General features: G+C 62.4%; 17 protein-coding genes. 11 read left to right on the forward strand and 6 right to left on the reverse strand.

Going from position 1 to position 21,160, the window contains the following annotated elements; all coding sequences use genetic code 11:
- Positions 1-135: 135 nt before the first annotated feature.
- A complete protein-coding gene (locus tag O3300_RS03030) occupies positions 136-549 on the reverse strand; it encodes a MerR family transcriptional regulator (RefSeq protein ID WP_305051992.1) in 414 nt (137 codons plus the stop codon).
- On the reverse strand, positions 549-1,358 hold the full coding sequence (locus tag O3300_RS03035; RefSeq protein ID WP_305051993.1) for a type 1 glutamine amidotransferase domain-containing protein: 810 nt from the start codon (positions 1,356-1,358) through the stop codon (positions 549-551). The genes O3300_RS03030 and O3300_RS03035 overlap by 1 nt, the downstream gene beginning before the upstream one ends.
- Positions 1,359-1,610: 252 nt before the next feature.
- Here O3300_RS03035 and O3300_RS03040 point away from each other — a divergent pair, with 252 nt between their 5' ends.
- From O3300_RS03040 to O3300_RS03060, 5 genes are all read left to right on the forward strand, one after another.
- Positions 1,611-2,840 (forward strand): NADH:flavin oxidoreductase/NADH oxidase family protein, encoded by a 1,230-nt coding sequence (locus O3300_RS03040; RefSeq protein WP_305051994.1) that lies wholly within the window; start codon positions 1,611-1,613, stop codon positions 2,838-2,840.
- Between the two features lie 38 nt (positions 2,841-2,878).
- Positions 2,879-3,889 carry an acetoacetate decarboxylase (ADC) gene (locus O3300_RS03045; RefSeq protein WP_305051995.1) on the forward strand — a complete coding sequence of 337 codons (1,011 nt, stop codon included), beginning with the start codon at positions 2,879-2,881 and terminating at the stop codon, positions 3,887-3,889.
- A gap of 196 nt (positions 3,890-4,085) precedes the next feature.
- Entirely contained in the window at positions 4,086-5,120 is a 1,035-nt protein-coding gene (locus tag O3300_RS03050) for a zinc-dependent alcohol dehydrogenase (protein ID WP_218965372.1), read from the forward strand.
- Positions 5,121-5,220: 100 nt separating this feature from the next.
- Entirely contained in the window at positions 5,221-5,925 is a 705-nt protein-coding gene (locus O3300_RS03055; RefSeq protein WP_305051996.1) for a hypothetical protein, read from the forward strand.
- A gap of 158 nt (positions 5,926-6,083) precedes the next feature.
- On the forward strand, positions 6,084-8,033 hold the full coding sequence (locus tag O3300_RS03060) for a cytochrome c/FTR1 family iron permease (protein WP_305051997.1): 1,950 nt from the start codon (positions 6,084-6,086) through the stop codon (positions 8,031-8,033).
- Positions 8,034-8,110: 77 nt separating this feature from the next.
- On the opposite strand, the gene O3300_RS03065 is transcribed toward O3300_RS03060, so the two are convergent.
- The gene (locus O3300_RS03065) at positions 8,111-9,973 is read right to left on the reverse strand and encodes an amidohydrolase (RefSeq protein ID WP_305051998.1); all 1,863 of its coding nucleotides are present in this window, start codon (positions 9,971-9,973) and stop codon (positions 8,111-8,113) included.
- A gap of 418 nt (positions 9,974-10,391) precedes the next feature.
- Between O3300_RS03065 and O3300_RS03070 the strand changes: the two genes are divergently transcribed.
- Positions 10,392-10,796 carry a ribonuclease domain-containing protein gene (locus O3300_RS03070; protein ID WP_099667959.1) on the forward strand — a complete coding sequence of 135 codons (405 nt, stop codon included), beginning with the start codon at positions 10,392-10,394 and terminating at the stop codon, positions 10,794-10,796.
- 243 nt (positions 10,797-11,039) lie between these two features.
- Complete coding sequence (locus O3300_RS03075) at positions 11,040-11,687, forward strand: hypothetical protein (protein WP_305051999.1); 648 nt, start codon at positions 11,040-11,042, stop codon at positions 11,685-11,687.
- 18 nt (positions 11,688-11,705) lie between these two features.
- Here the strand turns inward: O3300_RS03075 and O3300_RS03080 are convergent, their stop codons facing one another.
- Positions 11,706-13,211 (reverse strand): anion permease, encoded by a 1,506-nt coding sequence (locus O3300_RS03080; RefSeq protein ID WP_305052000.1) that lies wholly within the window; start codon positions 13,209-13,211, stop codon positions 11,706-11,708.
- Between the two features lie 270 nt (positions 13,212-13,481).
- On the opposite strand from O3300_RS03080, the gene O3300_RS03085 reads away from it, so the two are divergent.
- A complete protein-coding gene (locus O3300_RS03085) occupies positions 13,482-14,621 on the forward strand; it encodes an acyltransferase (protein ID WP_305053127.1) in 1,140 nt (379 codons plus the stop codon).
- 233 nt (positions 14,622-14,854) lie between these two features.
- Positions 14,855-15,628 (forward strand): ferredoxin--NADP reductase, encoded by a 774-nt coding sequence (locus O3300_RS03090; protein ID WP_035818959.1) that lies wholly within the window; start codon positions 14,855-14,857, stop codon positions 15,626-15,628.
- 66 nt (positions 15,629-15,694) lie between these two features.
- Here the strand turns inward: O3300_RS03090 and O3300_RS03095 are convergent, their stop codons facing one another.
- Entirely contained in the window at positions 15,695-17,347 is a 1,653-nt protein-coding gene (locus tag O3300_RS03095) for a phosphoethanolamine transferase (protein WP_305052001.1), read from the reverse strand.
- Between the two features lie 217 nt (positions 17,348-17,564).
- Here O3300_RS03095 and O3300_RS03100 point away from each other — a divergent pair, with 217 nt between their 5' ends.
- Together O3300_RS03100 and O3300_RS03105 are read left to right on the forward strand one after the other, a co-directional pair.
- Positions 17,565-18,155, forward strand: coding sequence for a type 1 glutamine amidotransferase family protein (locus tag O3300_RS03100; protein ID WP_305052002.1), 591 nt, complete (start codon positions 17,565-17,567; stop codon positions 18,153-18,155).
- A gap of 105 nt (positions 18,156-18,260) precedes the next feature.
- A complete protein-coding gene (locus O3300_RS03105; protein ID WP_305052003.1) occupies positions 18,261-19,607 on the forward strand; it encodes a S41 family peptidase in 1,347 nt (448 codons plus the stop codon).
- A gap of 5 nt (positions 19,608-19,612) precedes the next feature.
- Here the strand turns inward: O3300_RS03105 and O3300_RS03110 are convergent, their stop codons facing one another.
- Positions 19,613-21,085: a serine hydrolase gene (locus O3300_RS03110; RefSeq protein WP_305052004.1), complete on the reverse strand. Its 1,473-nt coding sequence runs from the start codon at positions 21,083-21,085 to the stop codon at positions 19,613-19,615.
- Between the last annotated feature and the right edge of the window lie 75 nt (positions 21,086-21,160).

The raw sequence follows: 21,160 nt of genomic DNA on the forward strand, positions 1-21,160 counted from the left end.
ACGTTTTTCTGCACCCCTGAATGCGAAGCAGTGACGCAAGGTTATCATGCGCCTAATGACCGTAAAGCACCTGGCCGAGCAGCCCCCCCTCCCCTGGTCCGCGTTCGAATACCTGGCCCCCGCAGCTGCCGTGTATTAATTTTTACTGGCAATACCCAAGCTTTCCATGACCCTGGCGGCATTGTCCTTGCAGTCCACATCCTCCGGTTTTGCATCGATCAATTGAATCAACGACAAAAGATGGGCCTTGTTCTGCGCCAGGCGCACTTCCAGCGATTCGATATCGGCTATCTTCTTCTTGAGCGCAGCTATCAATTCATCATGTTTCCATGATGAACTGTCCTCTGGCAAGACTTGCTTGATTTCGTCGAGGGAAAAGCCCGCCTGCTGCGCGTCGCTGATAATCGACAGTACCGCCACCGCTTCCAGCGGATAGTCGCGGTAGCCGTTCGATTGGCGGCTCACGGCTTTCAACAAGCCCTTGGATTCGTAGAACCGGATCGTGGACGCCGCCAAGCCGCTGCGCTTGGCCAATTCGCCAATTTTCATTATTTTTCCCGCTGAAGTTGTAGTTTGTTATTCCGTAAAGCCTTGAGCAGAGCTTGCGCCACTTCCTTGCTGGAACCAGGGTTCTGGCCGGTGACGAGGCGGCCGTCCGTCAGCACGAAGCTGCCAAACGGGAAAAAACCTTTGGCATACAGCGCCCCTTTGCTCTCTACCTCGCTTTGCAAAAGGTAGGGAACCTGGTCCTTAATGCCGGCAAGCGATTCTTCCAAGTTGGAAAATCCTGTCACGCTGCGCCCTTTTATCAGTGGCTCGCCCTTCTCGTCCTCCAGATCCAGCAAGCCAGCGGCGCCATGGCACACGGAGGAAACGACGCCGCCGTTGCGGTAGATGGCCTCGGCAATGCGCTTGAGGTCTTTGTTGCCCTTGAAATCCCACATCGTTCCATGGCCGCCCGTGTAGAAAACAGCCCCATAGGCAGCGGGATCGATGTCGGCCGCAGCTTTTGTCGATTGCAGCAATGCCATGAAAGCAGGATCACTCAGGTGACTTTTTGCTGCCTCATCCATGTACAGCCATCCCTGGCTGCGTTCATCCAGCGGCACCACACCGCCGCTGGGACTGACGAAGTCGATGCCATACCCGGCTTCCTGCAGCACATCATACACATGCGTCAATTCCGTGAGCCACAGCCCCGTATGGTCGTTTCTGCTCGGATATCGGGAATGATTGGTCATGACTATCAGCACTTTTTCCATGGCCGGATCGCGCATGGGGGACACCGGTTCAGCAGCAACCATCTGCAGGAACAGCAAGGGCATGACAGCCAGGAGCAGTTTCTTGAAAACAGACATGGGATCGTCCTCCGAATAGTTGAGTAGTCTGGGCCATGTCCGCCGAACACAGCGTGATCAACTATAAGCTTAAAGCCAACTTGAATGTCAAGCGGCAGATCGGCTGCCACGGGATTTTTGTGGTTCGAGGGGAGCGACCCTTCTTCCAACCAGTGTCCCGAACGCGACAGTGCGATTTTTTTTCATTTTAGGGCTTGACCTTCAAGTTAGCTTAAAGCTTATCGTGAGGCTATCGCAACCTTGGAGATCAGCATGAAACCCTTTACCGCACTGACATTGCCCAATGGGACAGTCATTCCGAACCGCCTTGCCAAAGCCGCCATGGAGGAAAACATGGCCGACAAGGACCACGCCCCGTCAAAGGAACTGATCCGCCTGTACCAGTCGTGGGCGGACGGCGGCGTTGGCCTGATGATCACCGGAAACGTGATGATCGACCGCCGCGCCATGACGGGCCCCGGAGGCGTGGTGCTTGAGTCCGAGCAATTTGGCACCCGCTTCGAGCAGTGGTCCCGCACCGCACGGTCACGCGGGGCGCAGATCTGGATGCAGATCAACCATCCAGGGCGCCAGATGCCCGCCGCCCTGGGGCAGGAAACCATCGCGCCTTCTCCTGTGCCTATGGATATGGGCAACTTTTCCAGGCAATTTTCGGCGCCACGCGAGATGACGGAGGCCGATATTGCCGACGTGAAGCAGCGCTTTGTCAACAGCGCCCGGCTGGCTGAGCGGTTTGGCTTTACGGGCGTGCAAATCCATGCGGCGCACGGTTACCTGATCAGCCAATTTCTCTCCCCGCTGACCAATCAACGCACGGATCGCTGGGGCGGATCGCTGGAAAACCGGGCGCGCTTGCTGGTCGACGTCGTCAACGGGGTGCGGCAAGCCGTCGGCAAGGGCTTTGCCGTCGCGGTGAAGCTCAATTCGGCGGATTTCCAGAAAGGCGGCTTCAGTTCGGAAGATGCCAAGGGGGTCGTTTCCATGCTCAACACCCTGGGCGTGGACTTGATTGAGTTGTCCGGCGGCAGTTATGAAGCGCCTGCCATGCATGGCCAGACCCGCGATGGCCGCACGCTGGCACGCGAAGCCTATTTCCTGGAGTTCGCCAAGGAGATCGCCACGGTGGCCAGCATGCCCCTGATGGTGACGGGCGGCATACGCCGCTACCAGGTGGTCGAGCAAGTGCTCGACAGCGGCATCGCCATGGCCGGCATGGGAACGGCGCTGGCGATCGATCCGCAGTTGCCCAAGGCATGGCGTGCCGATCCATCGGCGAGCCCCCTGCTCAGGGCCATCACGTGGAAAAACAAGGTGCTGTCGTCCATCGCGTATATGGCGATGGTCAAGTACCAGCTGCGGCGCCTGAGCCAGGGCAAGCATACCAGGCCCCAGGTGGCGCCTGCCCTGGCGCTGCTGATGCAGCAATGGGAAACCGCCATCAGGAGCCGGCAGTATCGCCGCAGGATGAATAGCGGGATTTGAACTGAATTTTTCCACATCCAACATTGAAGGTGCAAGCCATGAACATGAAAATTGCCGCGGCAGCAGCCGCCTCAGTATCGACATTGATGCTGAGTCTAGCCGCAAGCCCGGCGCGGGCCGAAACTCCTGCCGAAAACACGCCCGTCATCATCGATATCGCCGGCCATGCCGTCCCCGTGGCCGCTGGCGGCCTGTACGAGCGCTTCCGCTCGAATCCGCCCTTATCGGTCATTGCGTCGGAAGCGCCGGACCTTGACCTGAGCTGGTTCAAGGGCATGCGGAAAGAAAAGGTCGACATCGGCTTTGCCTCGTATTCGCCGAATTTCTATTACAAGAACCGCAAGATCACGGCGGTATTTACGGCCGACCTTGCCCGCTTGAAGGAATTGATGCCGGAAGACATATTGAAAGCAGTCCAGCCGCTGCAAGTGTGGCCAGGCCGGGGGGCCGTGGCGTTGACGGCCTACGCCTACGAATACTGCGACAACGACAGCTACAATGAAATTTCATTGGCGATTGTGACCAACAAGCCCGGCTCCACCAGTTTTGGCCCCTTGACCTTGCTGGGCCAATCGCTGTCCCATGATTTCTGGGGCTATGTGCTCAAGCTTCCCGTCAACACGGAACTGGCCAGGGTGCGTGGCGTAGTTGGCTACAACCTGCCCAAGTGGCTGACCGGTATCGACATACAGGAAACTGAAGCAAGCGTTTCCTTTGCCGTCACGGACAGCGCGACGGGCAAGCTGGATTTTGTTTTCGAAGGCAAAAAGCTGGGTGACCTGTCGCACGAGGCCGAGGTGGTGAGCAACAGCTTCACCAACAAGGATGGCGCCGGCAAGCTGACGTATGGCTATGCCGTTTCCCGCCTGCTGAGCCATGCATCGAGCACGCGCGCGGAATCGGTCGACCTGAAACTGGGCGACGGCAGTTTTTCCACGTATATGAAATCATTGAAGCTGGGGAAGATGATGAGCTATGAATACGTGCCAGCCTTCCAGAATGCACTGTATGCCCCGCAGCCGCTGGCAACCCTCGGTGCCGGCAAGTGATTGGCTAAACAGCAAGCAGCGAAAAAGCACCGTTTCAGGTGCTTTTTTTATCGCCTCCCCTCCCGGTATATGTTGATGTAGATCAATCAATTTTCCTATTGTGTGCAGCAGAATATGATCATTCGCAAGCCTCTGTTGAACAAACCATGGCAGAGCGCCTGCGTCCTGCATTTGCCACTACATAAGGAATAACATGATCCCCACCACCATGAAAGCCGCCGTTGTCGAACAGCTGGGTCAACCGCTGGTGCTGCGCGACGTCGCCGTGCCGGTGCCCGGCCCCGGCCAGATCCTCGTCAAGACGGAAGCGTGCGGCGTGTGCCACACGGACTTGCATGCGGCGCGCGGCGACTGGCCCGTCAAGCCGACGCCGCCGTTCATTCCCGGCCACGAAGGCATCGGCCTCGTTGTGGCCATGGGCACGGGCGTGACGGAAGTGCAGCTGGGCGACCGGGTCGGCGTGCCCTGGCTGTATTCGGCGTGCGGCCATTGCGAACATTGCCTGGCAGCCTGGGAAACCGTGTGCGCCGAGGCGCAGTTCGGCGGCTACACCAAGAATGGCGGCTTTGCCGAATACATCCTGGCCGACCCGCGCTACGTCGCGCACATTCCGGCCGGCTTGTCCGCCGTGCAGGCGGCGCCCATCATCTGCGCCGGCGTGACCAGTTACAAGGGCATCAAGGAAACGGGCGCGCGGCCGGGCCAGTGGCTGGCCGTGTCCGGCATCGGCGGACTGGGCCACCTGGCCATCGAATATGCGGTGGCCATGGGCTTGCGCGTGGCGGCCGTCGACATCGATGAAGGCAAGCTGGAGCATGCGCGCGCCCTGGGCGCCGAAGTGACCATCAATGCGCGCCAGGGCGATCCGGTCGCGGCCTTGCGCGAAGCGACCGGGGGCGGCGCCCACGGCGTGCTGATCACGGCGCCGTCGATCGATGCCTTCCAGCAAGGCGTGGCGATGACGCGCAAGCGCGGCACCTGCGTATTGGTCGGCTTGCCGCCGGGCGACTTCCCGACGCCGCTGTTCGACGTGGTCGCCAATTGCGTGACGATACGCGGCTCTTTTGTGGGCACGCGCCAGGACATGGCCGAGGCGCTCGCCTTCGCCGCCACGGGCAAGGTCAAGGCCGGCGTGGAATTGCAGCCGCTGTCAGCCATCAACGAGATCTTCAGCCGGCTGGAACATGGCCAGGTTGCCTCGCGCGTGGTGCTCGATTTCAGCGGCAGCTGAGCGGCACGCCGCCGGCAGGCTGCGCGGTGTGTCGTGCGACGGCAATGAGATTGATGTTGCTATGATGGCATTTCCTAAAAGACACACCGAGGATACACCGATGAAGAAATCCCTCTCCCGCCTGCTGGCCTGCGCCGCCCTCGCCTGGTCGTTTTCGGCCAGCGCGGCAGACTCGGCTGCGGCTACGCTGCCCGGACACTATTACCTGCAAGGCGTCATGGAAACGGGCTCCGAACTGCTGCTGAAAAAGGACGGCACCTTCGAATGGATGCTCAGCTATGGCAATACCGACGAGCAAGCCAGCGGCGAGTGGCGCGTTGCCGGCGACCTGGTGACCCTGGAGACGGGCAACGGCGGCAAGGAGCCGCAGTTTCGCGTGTTCGAGGAAGCGGAAATTCGCATCCAGAAACCCGCCGAAGCGGGCATGTGGGTGGCCATCGTCGGCTACCCACAGGTCGGGCCGATGCCCGGCGTGGAAGTGAAGTTCGAAGCGCAAAGCGGCAAGACGGCCACGGCCGTCAGCGTGGCGAACGGCGACGCCATCGTCCGCATGCCGGCGTCGGAACGCTGGGTGCGCGCCGGCCTGCGCCGCCAGGACTCGAAGGCCGACTATCAATGGCTGGCCGTGCCGGCCGCGCGCGCGCAGGAGCGCATCGCCGCGTTCGCCGTCACCGATCCCCAGTGGTTGCGGGGCCAGGCCTTCCAGAAGCTGGCCTTGCGCGTCGTCAAGGGCGGCCTGAAGGTCGACGATGCGGACAACGGACTGGCCAGGGGCCTGTACGCGAAAGCGGCATCGAAGCAATAACCTTTATTCACCCTCGTTCCATTCTCCTCTCGGCTTGTCCGGGTCAAGAACATTGACCCGGACGACGCTGTTTGCACCCGCGCACGCCCGTGCGCCGTTGACACCCCGCACTGTCTGTCCTATAGTCGCCGGGTTAACGACAAATGAGAATGAGAATCATGTTCAGTTCTATCAAGAAATGGCTCGTGTGCTATCCGCTCGTGGCCGCCAGCCTCAGCCTCTTACTGGCAGGCGGCGCGCAAGCGCAAGTGGCCGACCAGGGCGGCGGCGCCAAACAGTTGTGGCAATTGATCGATTATGTTGCCGTCGATTACAGCGGCGCCGTCGAGCACGGCAAAGTGGTCAGCGAAGCGGAATACGCGGAAATGCTCGATTTCACGGACAACGCGACGACGCAGATCGCCGCCCTGCCCGCCCACGCTTCCAAGGCGGCCATTGCCGCCGCCATCGCCGACCTGCGCGCGGCCGTCGTCGCCAAGGCGGACGGCGTGGAAGTCAAGCGCCTGGCGCACCACGCGAACGGCTTGCTGATTGCCGCCTACCCGATTCCCGTGGCGCCCAAAGTGCTGCCCAACCTGGCGCGCGGCGCGGCCCTGTACGCGGCCCAGTGCGCGTCTTGCCACGGCGTGGCCGGCGGCGGCGACGGCCCCCTGGCGGCCAGCCTGGAACCGAAACCGATCGCCTTCACGGATGCCGAGCGGGCGCAGTCGCGCAGCCTGATGGCGCTGTACCAGGTCATTTCGCAAGGCGTGTCCGGCACCTCGATGGCCAGTTTCGGCCAGCTGTCCGACAACGAACGCTGGGACCTGGCGTTCTATATCGGCGGCATGTCGCACGACGCGGCGGCAAGCGCGCGCGGCGAAAAGCTGTGGCAGGACGATCCGCGCAGCAAAAAACTGTACGCGGACCTGGCTGCCGTGACGACGCTGACACAGGAAGCCGTGGCCGCCAAGCTGGGCGCGGACGAAGCGCAGGCGCTGACGGCCTACCTGCGCAGCCACCCGGACAAGGCCGAGGCGCACAAGCCGGCCGGCCTGGCCCTGTCCCGCCTGCGTCTGGCGGAAAGCCTGGCCGCCATGCATGCGGGCGACCGCGCGGGCGCGACGCGCCTGGGCCTGTCCGCTTACCTGGACGGCTTCGAGCCGATCGAGCCGATGGTCGGCGCGCGCAACAAATCCTTGCTGCTGGCCGTGGAAAACGCCATGCTGGCGTACCGTTCCGCCGTGGCCAAGGGCACGGTGGCCGAGGCCGAGGCGGCGGGAGAAAAGCTGCAGCAACTGTTTACCCACGTGGAAGCGGAGCTGGGCGACGCCAAGGCCGAGCCGATGACGACCTTTGTCGGCGCCCTGACGATCCTGCTGCGCGAAGGCGTGGAAGCGCTGCTGATCGTGATCGGCATCATCGCCTTCCTGCGCAAGGCCAAGCGCAACGATGTGCTGCCCTACGTGCATGCGGGCTGGGCCAGCGCACTGGTGGCAGGCGGCCTGACGTGGGTGGCGGCAACGTATCTGGTGACCATCAGCGGCGCCAGCCGTGAAGTGAGCGAAGGACTCGGTTCCGTATTTGCAGCCCTGGTCTTGCTCAGCGTGGGCTTGTGGATGCACCAGAAGAGCAGCGCCGGGCGCTGGCAGGAATACCTGCACGAAAAACTCACGGCGGCGATGTCGCGGCGCTCCGCCTGGGGCCTGTTCGCCCTGGCCTTCATCGCCGTCTACCGCGAAGTCTTTGAAACCGTGCTGTTCTATTCCGCCCTGGCGGCGGACGGCAATGGCGGCGCCCTGCTGGGCGGCTTCCTCGTGGCCATCGTGCTGCTGGTGGTGATCGCCTGGGCCTTGCTGCGCACGAGCGCCCGCATGCCGATCGGCAAATTCTTCTCGTGGACGTCCGCCTTCGTGGCCGTGCTGGCCGTGATTTTGATGGGCAAAGGCGTGGCCGCGCTGCAGGAAGCGGGCTGGGTCGGCGTCACCCCCGTCAATTTCATGCGTATCGACTTGCTGGGCATCCTGCCGACCCTGGAAACCTTGCTGGCGCAGGCCGCCATCCTGGCCATCATCGTCGCCGGTTATGGCTGGAACCGTTTCTCGGCAGGCAAGCACAAGCTGGCCTGACCCTGTGACGCCCCGCAGTAACTGAAAGCCCCCGATAGCTGCCTGCAGCTATCGGGGGCTGTTACGTTTATAGCCGCCTAGCGCGTCACTGCCCCTGCGGATGTGGCGGCGCTGTGCACTTTCACCCCTGCCAGCCAGGTTTCCTCCACCACGATGTCGCGCAGCTTGCGCACGTTGTCGTCCAGCGGGTCTTGCGCCAGGATCACCAGGTCGGCCCGCTTGCCGGCTTCCAGCGAGCCCACCAGATGATCCATGTGGCAATGCCAGGCGGCATCGAGCGTGACGGCGCGCAATCCCGCCATGCGGCTGATGCGCTCGTCCGGATTCAGCACCTCTTTCCCTGGCGCACCTTCCATGGTGCGGAACACCGCCTGCTCCATCATGCGCAAGGGCCCCAGCGGCGAGACGAAATGGTCCGAGTGCAAGCTGATGTGCATGCCCGCATTCAATGCCGAGTGGCAACGGTCCAGCAACTGGGCCCGCTCCTGGCCAAAAATGGTCTGCTGGAACGTGTGTCCCCAATAGCCGACGTGGCCGATGAGGAAACTGGGGTTCAGCTGCAGTGTCGCCATTTTCGTGATGGCCTCATCATTCAGCAGTGAGGCGTGCTCGACGCGCAGGCGCAGCTGGCGCCGCTTTTTCGCTTCCTCTTCGCTGATGCCGCCTGGCCGTGGCGTCAATACCTTGTCGTAGCTGTGCAGCACATATTCCACCGCCTTGTCGCCGTTGGCGTGCACCAGCACGGGCCAGCCGCGCCCCACCGCCTTGTCCAGCATGCGGGAAAACACGGACGTGTCGGGGTAATTGCTCAAGCCGGTGGGTGGCACCTCAGGTATCGCGTGCTCGTCCGAGCAGGCATAGGGCTGGCTCTGGTAACCGGTCAAGCCCTGGTTGGAGCCGTCCGCGATCAGCTTGATCGCCTTGATGCTGAAACGCTGGTCGCCGTGGTTGTCCAGGTCCGGCTTGTAATGATCGAGCCAATTGTCCAGTGCTTTTTCGTCGGGTTTGGTGAACAGCGCGGCGCCGATGCGCACGGGACCGAGATGGGCCGCCAGCTTGAGCAAGCCGATTTCCACCAGCGGCGCATCGGTGGCGCCCAGGCCCGCGTCGAAGACGCTGGTAAAGCCCATGGCCGAGGCGTTGTCCAGCACCTGCTTCAGGCACGCGATAAATTCCGGCAGCTTGGGCAGCGGCGCAACCAGCAGCGCCTTGGCGATCCTGATTTCGGTCAGCACGCCGGAAGGGCTGTCCTCGATGTTCGCCGCCTTCAGTGCCGCGGTATTGAGATAGGCCAGGTGGCCGGAAGAGTTCATCAGCAGGATGGGCACCGTGCTGCTCAGCTTATCGAGCTCGCTGGCGGTGATGTCTTCCCACGACTGCATCAGTGAAGGATCGACGCCGAAGCCCAGCACCCAAGGGTTGCCTTTCTTGTCTTTCGGCAGCTGGTCCGGCTGCCCCAGCGCCGCGCCAATCCGCCAACTGATGCTCTTGAAACTGTATTCCGGATCCAGTTCCTGCTGCCGGGGTGCGCTCAGGAACGGCGTGAGCGACAGCCAGCTCTTGTACAGCGCGCTGGGCAGGATGTGCATATGGGGTTCGACGAAGCCCGGCAGCAAGGTGCGGCCGTCCAGGTCCACCTCGCTTGCCTGATGCGGCTGCATGGCCTGGCGCACCTCGTCCAGCGTGCCGGTGGCAATGATGGTGCCGCCGGCGATACCCAGCGCCGCCACCTGGTCGCTGCCATCCGCAGCCATGGTATGAATGTTACCGTTATGGAAAATCGTCGCTTGCGGCGTCAGTTTCTGGGCGTGCTGGGGATATGCCTGCTGGAACGCCGTGTCCAGTTCGCCGCTGAGTGCGGTTCCCGTCAACAGGCCGCTTGTCAGCGTAGGCAGGTGAGGCAGGTTGCAGCAGGCGCAACCGAGGTGGTCATGGCTCATGCAGATTCCTATCAGAGGTTAATGATTTAAATCAATGAAGTCATCCTTTATTCCGGCTCGAATATATCCAACAACAGAATATCGGGAAAACGCGACGCCTGGACTGGCTTGCTTGTTGCCAGTAACTTCTTCGAAGCATAACGAATTGCCGATCAAAAAAACTCAAACATTGTCACGTTAATGCAAATGGCGGCGCGGCTGCTTTCCATTCCTTGCCTTGCATTTATTTTCTGCAATGCCTCCCATATAGTTCCCCTGAAGGAAATATATGGCTATTTATCGGCCTGTGACAATTGAATAGTAAATCTTTTAAAAATCCAACTATATTCAGCATTGCAGTGATGACACCGGCCGCCCGGATTCCGGCCGCATCCGCAATAGCCCATCCATTGAACGCAGCACCAACGAAAGCTTACCGATGAAAATTCAACGCGCAACAACCTGGTCGCTTGGTCTTATCGTGGCAGGCGCCCTGTTCTCTTCCCAAGCCTATGCGGCGAAAATCCCCGATTGCGGCAAAAGGGAGCCGAGCAAAACCCTGCCCACCCCGCAAAATAGCGAATACGACGCATACCGCAACGCGAAAACGAGCGCTGTGGCGGGCGGTCCGGGCAATACCGTGTTCAATAATAATGAAAAGCGTCTCCCTGCCGCCGGCAAGGACGAGATTTATTATGAATATTATCTGGGTATCGGCGGCGATGGCGGAGCAGGTTCGCATCGCGCGGTATTGCTCGTGCAGACTCCGGCGGGCAAACGCAAGCTGGTGGAACGCTATTACACGCAAGACCACTATGCTTCCTTTTGCAGCCTGAAGAACTAATCGTTCTTTATTAATTTCCTGCATTATTCAAGCGGCTCCGGTAAATTCCTGGTGCCGCTTGAAATACCCGCATATCAGTCTCGATATTCAACTTCGCCGACTGCGCTTATTTAATAGATATTAGCGCAGGTCCGCAAAACAGGCTTTGATCTGCAACAACACATCAAGCGTGCATGCGGGAACCGCCCGCTTGCGTATATGATGCCGCCTGGACAAGATGAAATGGAAAGGCTGGCGGCGGGAATGACAACGATCACCGGGCGATTGCAGGAATGCGGCATCGATGCGGCGCAGGCAGACGCCCTCGCGCAAGATATTCAACACAAGAAATATGGTCCCTTGCTGCAGCAGTTGCTGCTGCGCGGCCTGTGGTCCGACGTCATCGACGAGTCCATGCCGCAGCCGCTGTGGCTGGAACGCTGGCGCGAACTGGGAGAATCAGGCTTTCCCTTCATCAACTCCCCTGCCCTGCAGCGCCTGCTGGACGCCGGCGTCGACGTGCACGACCTGACGGACGTCGTGCGTTCCGCGCAGGTATTGACGATCTATAACATCGCCCAGCTGATCGACGAGCCTTGCCGCGACCTCGGCTACGATCTGGAGGAAACGCCGGATCTGGCGCTGGCGGCCGTGGACGACGCCGGCATCACGCACCGTTACGGCAGCCTGCATGATGCGCTGGAAGAGAACGACCCGGCGGGCCGCCACGGCCAGCCCCGTACACTGGAACTGCGCCAGTTCGGCGGCTTGCCAGGCGAATTGCAGAGCGAAATCAAGGACTTGCTGGCGCAAAAGGCGTGGTCGCAGGCGGCCGCCCTGTGGAAACGCGCCGCGGGCGGCGAGCTCAAGCACTGCCTGGCGACGGTGCAGAGCCTGGCGCGCCAGCTGTAGCGGCGGTGACAGCCTGCGTTACCAGTAGCCGAGCACTTTCCACCAGGTGGTGCCCACGACGGCAAAGATCAGCAGTTCCACCACGCACATGATGAAGCCGACCCGCCACCAGTTACCCATGGTCACGAAACCGCTGCCGAAGATGATGGGCGACGTACCCGTGGCATAGTGGGTCAGTGTCATCATGATGGCCGAGCCGGCCGTCATCATCAGCATGAACGGCACATGGTATTCGGCCGGGATCAGGTGCAGGCCCACCGTCAGGAAAGCCAGCAGCATGGCGCTGATGTGGGCCGTCGTGCTGGCGAAGAAGTAATGCGAAAACACGAACACCAGCACGAGGACGCCGGCGATCGGCAGCCAGTCCATGCCGCTGGCGATAATCGCCGCCTTCATGCCGGCCGAGAACCAGGCGATCACGCCCGTCTTGTTCAATTGCTCGGCCATCATGACGAGCGCGCCGAACCATACGAGGGTATCCCAGGCGCTCTTTTCCGACAGCACGTCGTCCCAGTCGATGGTGCCGGTAATGATCAGTACAAACAGGCCGACAAAGGCGACCACCGTCGCATCGAGCGAAAACGCGGGACCGAACAGCATGGCGGGCACGTTTGCCCACAGCAGCAGCAACAGGGCGAAGGTGCCCAGCATGACTTTTTCCGACGGCGACAGCGGGCCCATGCTTTTCAGTTCCGCCTTGGCGTAGGTGACGGCGTCGGGCGTAGCTTTCAGTTCCGGCGGCGACAGCCAATAAATCATCAGCGGCATGACCAGCAGGCAGACCAGGCCCGGCAGCAGCATGCACAGGGCCCAGGTGGTCCACGTCAGGTGAAAAGCCTGGCCGCTGGCCTTGGCCACGAAGTCGACCACCAGCGGGTTCGGCGCCGTGGCCGTCAGGAACATGGCCGAGGTGATCGGGTTGGCGTGGTAGTTGACGAGGGCCAGATAGGTGCCGACTTTCTTTTCCGTGCCCTTGGCCGGGTCCGAATCGAAGGCGTTGGCGATCGACTTCATGACGGGGTGGACGATGCCGCCGCCACGCGCCGTATTACTTGGCGTAAACGGTGCCAGCACCAGTTCGCAAATCGCCAGGCCATAGCCGATGCCCATGGTGCGCTTGCCCAGCAGCGAGATGAACAGCAGACCGATGCGGCTGCCCAATCCCGTCTTTTTCAAGCCGCGCGAAATCAGGATCGCCACGACGATCAGCCAGATCAGGGGATTCGAAAAACTGCTGAGCGCATCCGTGATGGCGCCCTTGGACGAAGTCGACGTCACTTGCGACAAGGACACGATGACGATGGCCATCATCGCCATCACGCCGATCGGCATGACTTTCAGGATGATCGCCAAAATCGTGGTGAGGAAGATCGCCACCAGGCCCCAGGCCTTGGGCGTCAAGCCATCGGGCGCCGGCAGCAATAACATGCTCACCAGCAAGACCGTGCAAATCAGGGCGGGGACGAGGCGGAATGGGACGGCTTCCTTGAAATGCAGGAACATGTCGCGCACTGTTTTATACATCTTTATTACCTTTCGCTGTGGGCCGGGCATCGTGGCAACACGCAATCGTGCACGCAGATTCATGGGGCTGGAAGGCCACAAAACGCCCCCGCGAGATGACAGATGCCCAACAATTCTGTTCGGCAATATCATACACGCAAGACTTCCCCGCCCCCCGCTCCGTTACGGCAGCGCGCGTCCTTATCTTCAAAATCATTGACCGGCAAGCGACACTTGTCACATAATTGCCCCTTGCGTCGCCAACCATCTTGCGAAGGACTCATATTGAATATCCGGAACAGCCATATCGACGCGCTGCGCGGCGCCGCCATCCTGTGCGTGCTGGTGCTGCACTTTGCGCTCGCCTACGGTTTGAAGAACAGCCCGCTCGAAGTCCTGCCATCCTGGCTGCTGCGCGCCGCCTACCAGGGCAATTACGGCGTGACCGTGTTTTTCGTCATTTCCGGCTACCTGATCACCTCGACCTCGCTGCGTCGCTGGGGCGACCTGGCGCGCATCGACCTGGCGGCGTTTTATGCCTACCGCATCGCGCGCCTGCTGCCCGCGCTGCTGCTGGCCCTGTCCACTATCGTACTGCTGGGCGTGCTCGACGTGCCCTTCTTTGCCAATTCCGATGGCGGCAAGGACTTGCCCGCCAGTTACTTCGTCATCGCCATCGCTTCCGTCCTGACCTTCTGGCACAACGTGCTGATGCAAAGCGCCGGCTATTTCAATTACTGCCTGAACGTGTACTGGTCGCTATCCGTTGAAGAAATGTTCTATCTGCTGCTGCCCCTGTCGTGCCGCTTGCTGCGCCAGCGGCACTGGATCATGCTGCTGTGCGGCGCCGCCATCGCCGCCGGCCCCGTGTACCGCAGCCTGCATGTGGGCAACGAGATTTACTTCATGTACGGCTACCTTGCCTGTTTCGACGCCATCGCCATCGGTTGCCTGACGGCCCTGCTGACGCAACACTGGCAACCGGGCGCGCGGGCGGGGCGATTCTTGCGCTGGACGGCGGGCCTGGCCCTGGCGGCCCTGTACGTGCGCGGCATCGGCGGCCATGAGGTGTTCGGTTTTACGTGGGTCGCCGTGGCCGGCGCCGCCTTCATCGCGGGCGCCACGGCGGGCCAGGCGGCCGGCCGGGCCCGCCCCGGCCCGCTGCAATGGCTGGGACGGCACAGCTATGAGCTGTATTTGTTCCATATCATCGTGCTGGCCGGCATGCGCAATGTGGTCGACAAGGCGGGCCTGGGCTACGCGGAACGGCTGCCTTGGCTGGCGCTGTTCCTGGCAGCGACGGCGCTGGCGGCAGCCCTCGTGGCCCGCTACGTGTCCGACCCGGCCAATGCCGCCCTGCGCCGGCGCTTCCGGGGCGCCGCCACGGCCGCGCCGGCGTGCGCTGGCGACAGCCCTGGCGCGGCGCCCTGAAAAACTGAGCCAGGTCAAGAGTCCGCATGCCCGCAGCCCGTTTACGGGCGAATTCCAGCCCGATCTTGCCAGCCGCACTATAATGTTGGCACCGTGTGCGGCAGCATTGGCGGCGATAGACGGTAACAATTTCGTGTGGAGGCCGGTACAATAGCGTCTGGGCCTACACAGGGTTTCACTTTTGCCAGCAGTTGCCAGCAACTAACCATTTTTTTGACCAGCCAACAAATACTATGAGTTCGATGAATGAAGAGCGCGTTTTAAGCGTGCACCACTGGACGGATACCCTGTTCTCCTTTACCACCACGCGCGACCCGTCGCTGCGTTTCTCGAATGGCCACTTCACCATGATCGGCCTGCGCGTCGACGGCAAGCCATTGCTGCGCGCCTACAGTATCGCCAGCGCCAATTACGAAGACCACCTGGAATTTTTCAGCATCAAGGTACCGGGCGGTCCGTTGACGTCGCGTCTGCAACACTTGCAAGTGGGCGACACCGTCATCGTCGGCCGCAAGCCGACGGGCACCCTGGTGTCCGACTACCTGCTGCCAGGCAAGCGCCTGTACATGTTGTCGACGGGCACCGGCCTGGCGCCTTTCCTCAGCATCGTGCGCGATCCGGACATCTATGAGCGCTTCGACGAATTGATCCTCGTGCACGGCGTGCGCCAGGTCGATGAACTGGCTTACCACGATTTGCTGGAAGAGCACCTGCCGAAGCATGAGTTCCTGGGCGAAATGGTCAGCGACAAGCTGCGCTACTACCCGACCGTGACGCGCGAAGACTTCCGCAACATGGGCCGCATCACCGAACTGATCGAAAACGGCAAGCTGGCCGAAGATCTGGGCGTGCCGGCACTCAATCCTGCCGAAGACCGCGTCATGATCTGCGGTAGCTCGGACATGCTGCGCGACCTGAAAGAAATGCTGGAAGCGCGTGGCTTCAAGGAAGGCAATACCTCGACGCCTGGCGACTTCGTTGTCGAGCGCGCGTTCGCCGAGAAGTAATCCGCAAGGTATCCGCAAGACCCGAGGCCCGGTCCCGCCGCACACTGCGGCGGCGCGGGGCCTTTTTCATTGCCGCGTCAGCGGGCCAGCGGCGCGCTGGTAGCGCAAGCCATTCATGAAGCGCTGTACGGGCAAGAAGGCGCTGCTGAGGATATCGTCCTGCGCCGCGTAATAGCGCGTCTCGATCTTCAGCAAGCCCAGCACGGTCGCATCGAGCTTGTCCGTCTGGTAGGGCCGGTTTTCCAGCGCGGCGCGCGCGGCCGCCGATTGCGGCGCCTGCCGGTTATTCCAGATCAACATGGGAATTTCATAGCCGCTCTTGTCCGAGGCCGAATGGCCCGCGTGATTGCGGTTGTAGCCCACTTCCTGCCCGTGGTCGGAAACGAACAGCAGCGACGCGGCGCGGTCGGTCTTGGCCTTTTCCGTCATGCCGATCAGCGTACCGAGCACATAATCGCCATAGCGGATGGCGTTGTCGTACTCGTCGCGCTGACTGCGTATCCAGCTTGACCTGCCCTGGTGTTCCATCTGCGCGCTGACGGCGTCGTGCGCCCTGTCGAAATGCGCAAAGCGGCTGGGGTAGCGCATGTCATAGCTGGGATGCGCGCCCAGCAAATGCACGACGATGAGCTTTTTCGGCGCCTCGTCGCGCAGCGCATGGGCGAATGGCTGGAACAGGTTGCCATCAAAATTGTTTTCGCCACGGCCGGTGCCGTAGTTGATGAAGTCGCTTTCATCGGCCTCGCCCGCCAGTAGCCCGATCCAGCCATCGTTGCGCGTCTGGTTCGACACCCAGAACGTCTTGTAGCCGGCCGCCTCGGCCAGCATCAGCAAGTTCGGCTTGGCCATCCACGCATCGGGGTTGCCGATATCGGCCGGCGTGAGCATCGTCATCATCGATTCCACCGTGCTGGCGGCCGGCGAAATCACATCGTTAAATACCAGCAGTTTCGACCGCAGAGCGTCGAGCTGGGGCGTGGTGGCGCGCGGATAGCCGTACAGCGACATCGAGGCGCGGTTGGTGCTCTCGCCGATCACCAGGATGACGGTGCGGGCATCCTCGCCCGCATAGCGCACGTTCCAGTCGCGCGGCGCGGCCATGGCCGCCGTCAGCGCGTGCTGCATGGACTTCATCACCGCCAGTTGCGCGCTGTATTGCTGGTAGCGCAGCGGCCAGAACAGGGCCGGATTTTCGCGCCGCATGGTGGTATTGACGTGCAAGGACACGAGCAATGCGGCCATGAAGACGGCAAAGCCCTTTTGCGGCAAGCCCGGCGGCGTACTGTCGCGCCCGGCCTGCCAGCGCTGCAGCTGGCGGTCGGCCAGCAGCACCGCCGCCGTCACGAGCACGAACCAGCCGGCCGCTTGCGCCAGGGCGACGCTGTTGTGCAGGAAAAACTCTCCCGTCTCGGCTTGATCTGTCGCAAACATCGCCTGTAAAACCGCATTGGGATTCGGCCGCATGCCAAAATAGCCACGCAAGAAGCCCTTGATGGCGACATCGAGGTAAAACACGGGCACGACGACGCGCACCAGCACGGTAATCGCGCTGGCGCTGGCATTGCCGCGCCACGCATACAGCACGCCGCCTACGCCCAGCAGGAAGGCCGCCAGCAAGACGCTCAATTTCAGGCATTCGTTCGCGCTTAACTGATCGAAGAGGAAGAACAGCAGCAGGCCAGCAATGCTGAACAGGACACGGCAAAACAGAATCAGCATGGCGGCGGCAAGTAGGAGGTAATCAACAGGCGTACATGGAACAGTGTCATGCCCGCGGTAACGGGCCTGCGATTGTAGCGCAGGCTGTTGCAACTCGTGCCATCATTTTGCGTGGGCTCCTGACAGAAATTGTCAGTGCTTTTTATTATGCTTTCGGCACCAGCAGGCCAGCCAGCCTGTATTCATATCGATATCTCCACCTGCGACAGGACTTTTCATGACACGTGCCATTACCATTCTGACCGAGAACTTTGCCGATTGGGAAACCGCCCTGATCAATTCCACGGCGCGCCTGTACTACGGCTTCTACACGCAGTTCGCCACGCCGGGCGGCTTGCCCGTCACTTCGTCCGGCGGCATGCTGGTCACGCCGCAACTGGCGCTGGAAGAAATCAATCTCGAGGAACTCGACTTGCTGATGGTGTGCGGCGGCAGCCACTGGCAAAGCGGCAAGGCGCCCGACCTGGGCCCGTTGCTGCGCGCCGCCCGCGACAAGAATGTCGTGCTGGCAGGCATTTGCGACGGCACGCGCGTGCTGGCGCAAGCCGGCGTGCTCGACACCGTGCGCCACACCTCCAATTCCACCGACAACCTGGCCAGTACCGGCTATGCGGGCGCCGCCCTGTACCAGGACGTGCCGTGGGCCGTGGCCGACCAGCGCATCATCACGGCGCCCGGCACGGCGCCCGTCACTTTCACGCGGGAAGTCTTGCGCGCCCTGGGCATCGCCGATGACAACCTGGCCGCCTACCTGGCCATGCACGGGGCCGAACATGGCCAGGCGGATCGTGCGCACCTGGCCGCCTGATGCCGCTCCCTGCCCGGCAATTTCTGCAGCACGTCACGGAATGACTGGCGTTCTGCGCCAGACTTGATTAAAGTGCATCCTTCATCGACACCGGGGAAGGATGCCATGAACCGCCTGAAGTACCTGTCAGCCTGCCTGATCCTGTCGTGCTGTGCGCCGCTGGCGTTGGCCCGGGGCGCCACCGTTCCCCCGCTGACGCCGGAACAGCTGCGCGCCGACCTGCGCTTCGTCCAGGACGCGATCGCCGCGACGCACCCGGAGCCGGGCTTTTCCGCCGATCCCGCCGCTGTGGGCCACGCCTACGCCGCCATCGCGGAACAGATGCGGGCGCCGATGTCGCCCGACCAGGCCTGGCGCTTGCTCGCCACGCTCAATCCCCTGTATGCCGATGGCCACCTGGCCATCACGCCGGCCGCGCCGCGGGCGCAAAGCCAGGCCTTCCTCGACGAGGGAGGGCGCTTCTTCCCCTATGAAGTCACGCTCGATGGCGCTGGCGGCCTGTACATCCGGGCCCTGCTGGGCGGCGCGCCGACGCCGCTGCAAGGCGCACGCATCACGCGCATCAATGGCGTGCCGGCCAGCCGCATCGTCGCCGACTTGCTGGCCCGCTGCCACGGCGACACGGCCGCATTTCGTGCCAGCCTGCTGTCGCTGCGCTGGCCCTTCCTGTACTGGAAGGTGCTGGGCGCGCCGGCCAGCCATGCCTTGCAGCTGGACGACGGCCGGGAATTGACGGTGCCCGGCACCGCCGCCCTGCCCGCCTATCTGGATAGCGATGGCAGTTTCGCGCAGCAATTCCGCTTCGAACTGCTGCCCGGCAAGGCCGCCCTGCTGACCCTGAACACCTTTGCCTGGCCTGACAAAGCGCAATTCACGGCGTTCACGGCCGATGCCTTCCGCCAGATGCGCGCGGCGGACGTGCGCACCCTGCTCATCGACGTGCGGGGGAATGGCGGCGGCAATGATGACATGTGGATCGATGGCGTGCTGCGCTATATCGCGGACAAGCCCTACCGCTGGGCCTCGACCTACCGCAAGAAGGTAATACGGGGACGCGACAGCGCGCGCGAAAAGCTGGGCGACGTCATCGATGGCGAGATCACCTCCTGGCAGCAGCCGCGGCTGGACGATCCCCTGCATTTTTCGGGCAACACCTATCTGCTGGTGGGCGGGCGCACGTATTCCTCCTCCATCCTGTTGAGCAATGTCATGCAGGACTTCGGCTTTGGCAAGGTGGTGGGCGCGGCGGGCCAGGCGCGCACGCGCCAGAGCGGCGGCACGCAGAATTTCGTGCTGCCCAACAGCGGCCTGGAGCTGGGCGTGCCCCGCTTGCTGTTCCAGCGCCCGTCGGGCGCGGCCACGCCCGTGCTGCTGCAGCCGGACATCGTGATGCCGGACAACCTCTACGATCCGCGCGCGCTGATCGATGCCGTGCTGAAGCTGGGCACTTGACGAGCTTAACGGGCGGCCAGACTGCGCAGGCGCGCCGCCGCGTGCGTATTGCCCGGGTCCAGCTCCAGCGTACGGCGGTAGTGCGCGACGGCCAGTGCCGTGCCGCCGTCCGCCTCATGCGCCTCGGCCAGGCTGTCGTGGGCATTCGCGCTGCCCGGCGCCAGCTGCACGGCCAGCTGCAGCACGGCGAGAGCCTGTTTCGTCCGCTGCTGCGCCAGCAGGCGGTAGCCCCAGGCATTCAAGTCGCCTTCCGTGGGCGCGGACAAGCCGTGCTGGCGCCGGATGGCCACCAGCTTCTGCTCCAGCCCGTCGAAACCGCTGCTGGCCGCCTGCTTGCGCAGCAAGTGCGCAGCATACGCGCCGCCCCGCTGCTGGCGCAGGGCGGGAAGGTAGAAGCCGGCGACGGTATCGATCAGCTGTTCCGGCTGGCCGCCGGCCAGGTTGCTGAGGATAATGACGGCCAGGTCATCGTCCGGATACACATAGAAAGCCGAGCGGGCGCCGCCGATGCCGGCCACGGCGCGGTGCGCATCGCGGCCGATGGCGGGCCAGCCCAGCGCCCACGCCCCCGGCTTGCCATCCTTCAGGCTGGTCGGTTGCCACAGCCGTTCCACGCTGGCGGGCGCCAGCAAGCGGCCCGACTGCAGCGCGATGAGCCAGTTGGCCAGTTCGCCCGCATTGCTGTTGATGCCGGCCCCGGCCCGCATGAACACGGGGAAATCCTCGATCACGTTGCGGTAGCCCTTGCCTCCCCGGTCCAGCACGTAGGAACTGGCCTTGTTGGCGACCACGTCCTTCGCATCGCCAAAGCCGCTGTGCGGCATGCCGGCCACGTCGAATTGCCGGCGCTGCATGAAAGCGGTAAACGGCTGGCCGCCTTGCAGCTCGATCAATTGCGCCAGCAACACGTAATTGGTCTGGTTATAGCGGTAGCGCTCGCCTGGCTGGGCTTCCACGGGCAGCGCCTGCACGGCAGTCCACGCCGCAGCGGCATCGTCCGGCTGCGGCCCCACCAGCTTGCCGCTGCGCTGGTCCAGCACGTCGGGCAAGCCCGAGGTATGGTTGAGCAATTGGGTCACCGTCACGGCTTGCCAGGCGGCAGGCAAGCCCGTCAGGTACTGGCCGATGGGTGCCGCCAGGTCGATCTTGCCCTCTTGCACCAGTTGCATCACGGCCACGCCCGCAAACGCCTTCGTTGCCGAATTGATAGAAAACAGGCTGGCGTCCGTCACCGGCACCTGGTATTGCAGGCTGGCCAGGCCGAAATTGCGCGACAGCACAACCTTGCCATGCTGAATCACTGCCAGTTGCAAGCCAGGAATCTGACGCTCCTGCATTTCGCTGCGCACAAAGGCGGCGATATCCTGTTCCGCGCGCAAGGCTTGCGGCTGGCTGGTGGCAGCGGCAGCCGCGGTGACGGGAGCAGCCACGGCAGCGAGCGCCATGACGAGCAGGAAAGACGGGAGGCGTGGCTTCAAGATAAGGCTTTCGACAGTTGAAAACGGAACAGCAGCATCCCATACCTATTTATCAACGTCAACGACAATCTTGCC

The sequence above is a fragment of the Janthinobacterium sp. SUN206 genome, from assembly GCF_030587305.1.
Classification (GTDB): domain Bacteria; phylum Pseudomonadota; class Gammaproteobacteria; order Burkholderiales; family Burkholderiaceae_D; genus Janthinobacterium; species Janthinobacterium kumbetense.

Bases quoted from the DNA above. Each gene is read 5' to 3' on its own strand.
- O3300_RS03045 (WP_305051995.1), top strand. From the start codon at position 2,879: ATGAACATGAAAATTGCCGCGGCAGCAGCCGCCTCAGTATCGACATTG.
- O3300_RS03095 (WP_305052001.1), bottom strand. From the start codon at position 17,347: ATGCTGATTCTGTTTTGCCGTGTCCTGTTCAGCATTGCTGGCCTGCTG.
- O3300_RS03105 (WP_305052003.1), top strand. From the start codon at position 18,261: ATGAACCGCCTGAAGTACCTGTCAGCCTGCCTGATCCTGTCGTGCTGT.
- O3300_RS03080 (WP_305052000.1), bottom strand. From the start codon at position 13,211: ATGTATAAAACAGTGCGCGACATGTTCCTGCATTTCAAGGAAGCCGTC.
- O3300_RS03035 (WP_305051993.1), bottom strand. From the start codon at position 1,358: ATGTCTGTTTTCAAGAAACTGCTCCTGGCTGTCATGCCCTTGCTGTTC.
- O3300_RS03070 (WP_099667959.1), top strand. From the start codon at position 10,392: ATGAAAATTCAACGCGCAACAACCTGGTCGCTTGGTCTTATCGTGGCA.
- O3300_RS03100 (WP_305052002.1), top strand. From the start codon at position 17,565: ATGACACGTGCCATTACCATTCTGACCGAGAACTTTGCCGATTGGGAA.
- O3300_RS03040 (WP_305051994.1), top strand. From the start codon at position 1,611: ATGAAACCCTTTACCGCACTGACATTGCCCAATGGGACAGTCATTCCG.
- O3300_RS03030 (WP_305051992.1), bottom strand. From the start codon at position 549: ATGAAAATTGGCGAATTGGCCAAGCGCAGCGGCTTGGCGGCGTCCACG.
- O3300_RS03060 (WP_305051997.1), top strand. From the start codon at position 6,084: ATGTTCAGTTCTATCAAGAAATGGCTCGTGTGCTATCCGCTCGTGGCC.
- O3300_RS03065 (WP_305051998.1), bottom strand. From the start codon at position 9,973: ATGAGCCATGACCACCTCGGTTGCGCCTGCTGCAACCTGCCTCACCTG.
- O3300_RS03090 (WP_035818959.1), top strand. From the start codon at position 14,855: ATGAGTTCGATGAATGAAGAGCGCGTTTTAAGCGTGCACCACTGGACG.
- O3300_RS03075 (WP_305051999.1), top strand. From the start codon at position 11,040: ATGACAACGATCACCGGGCGATTGCAGGAATGCGGCATCGATGCGGCG.
- O3300_RS03055 (WP_305051996.1), top strand. From the start codon at position 5,221: ATGAAGAAATCCCTCTCCCGCCTGCTGGCCTGCGCCGCCCTCGCCTGG.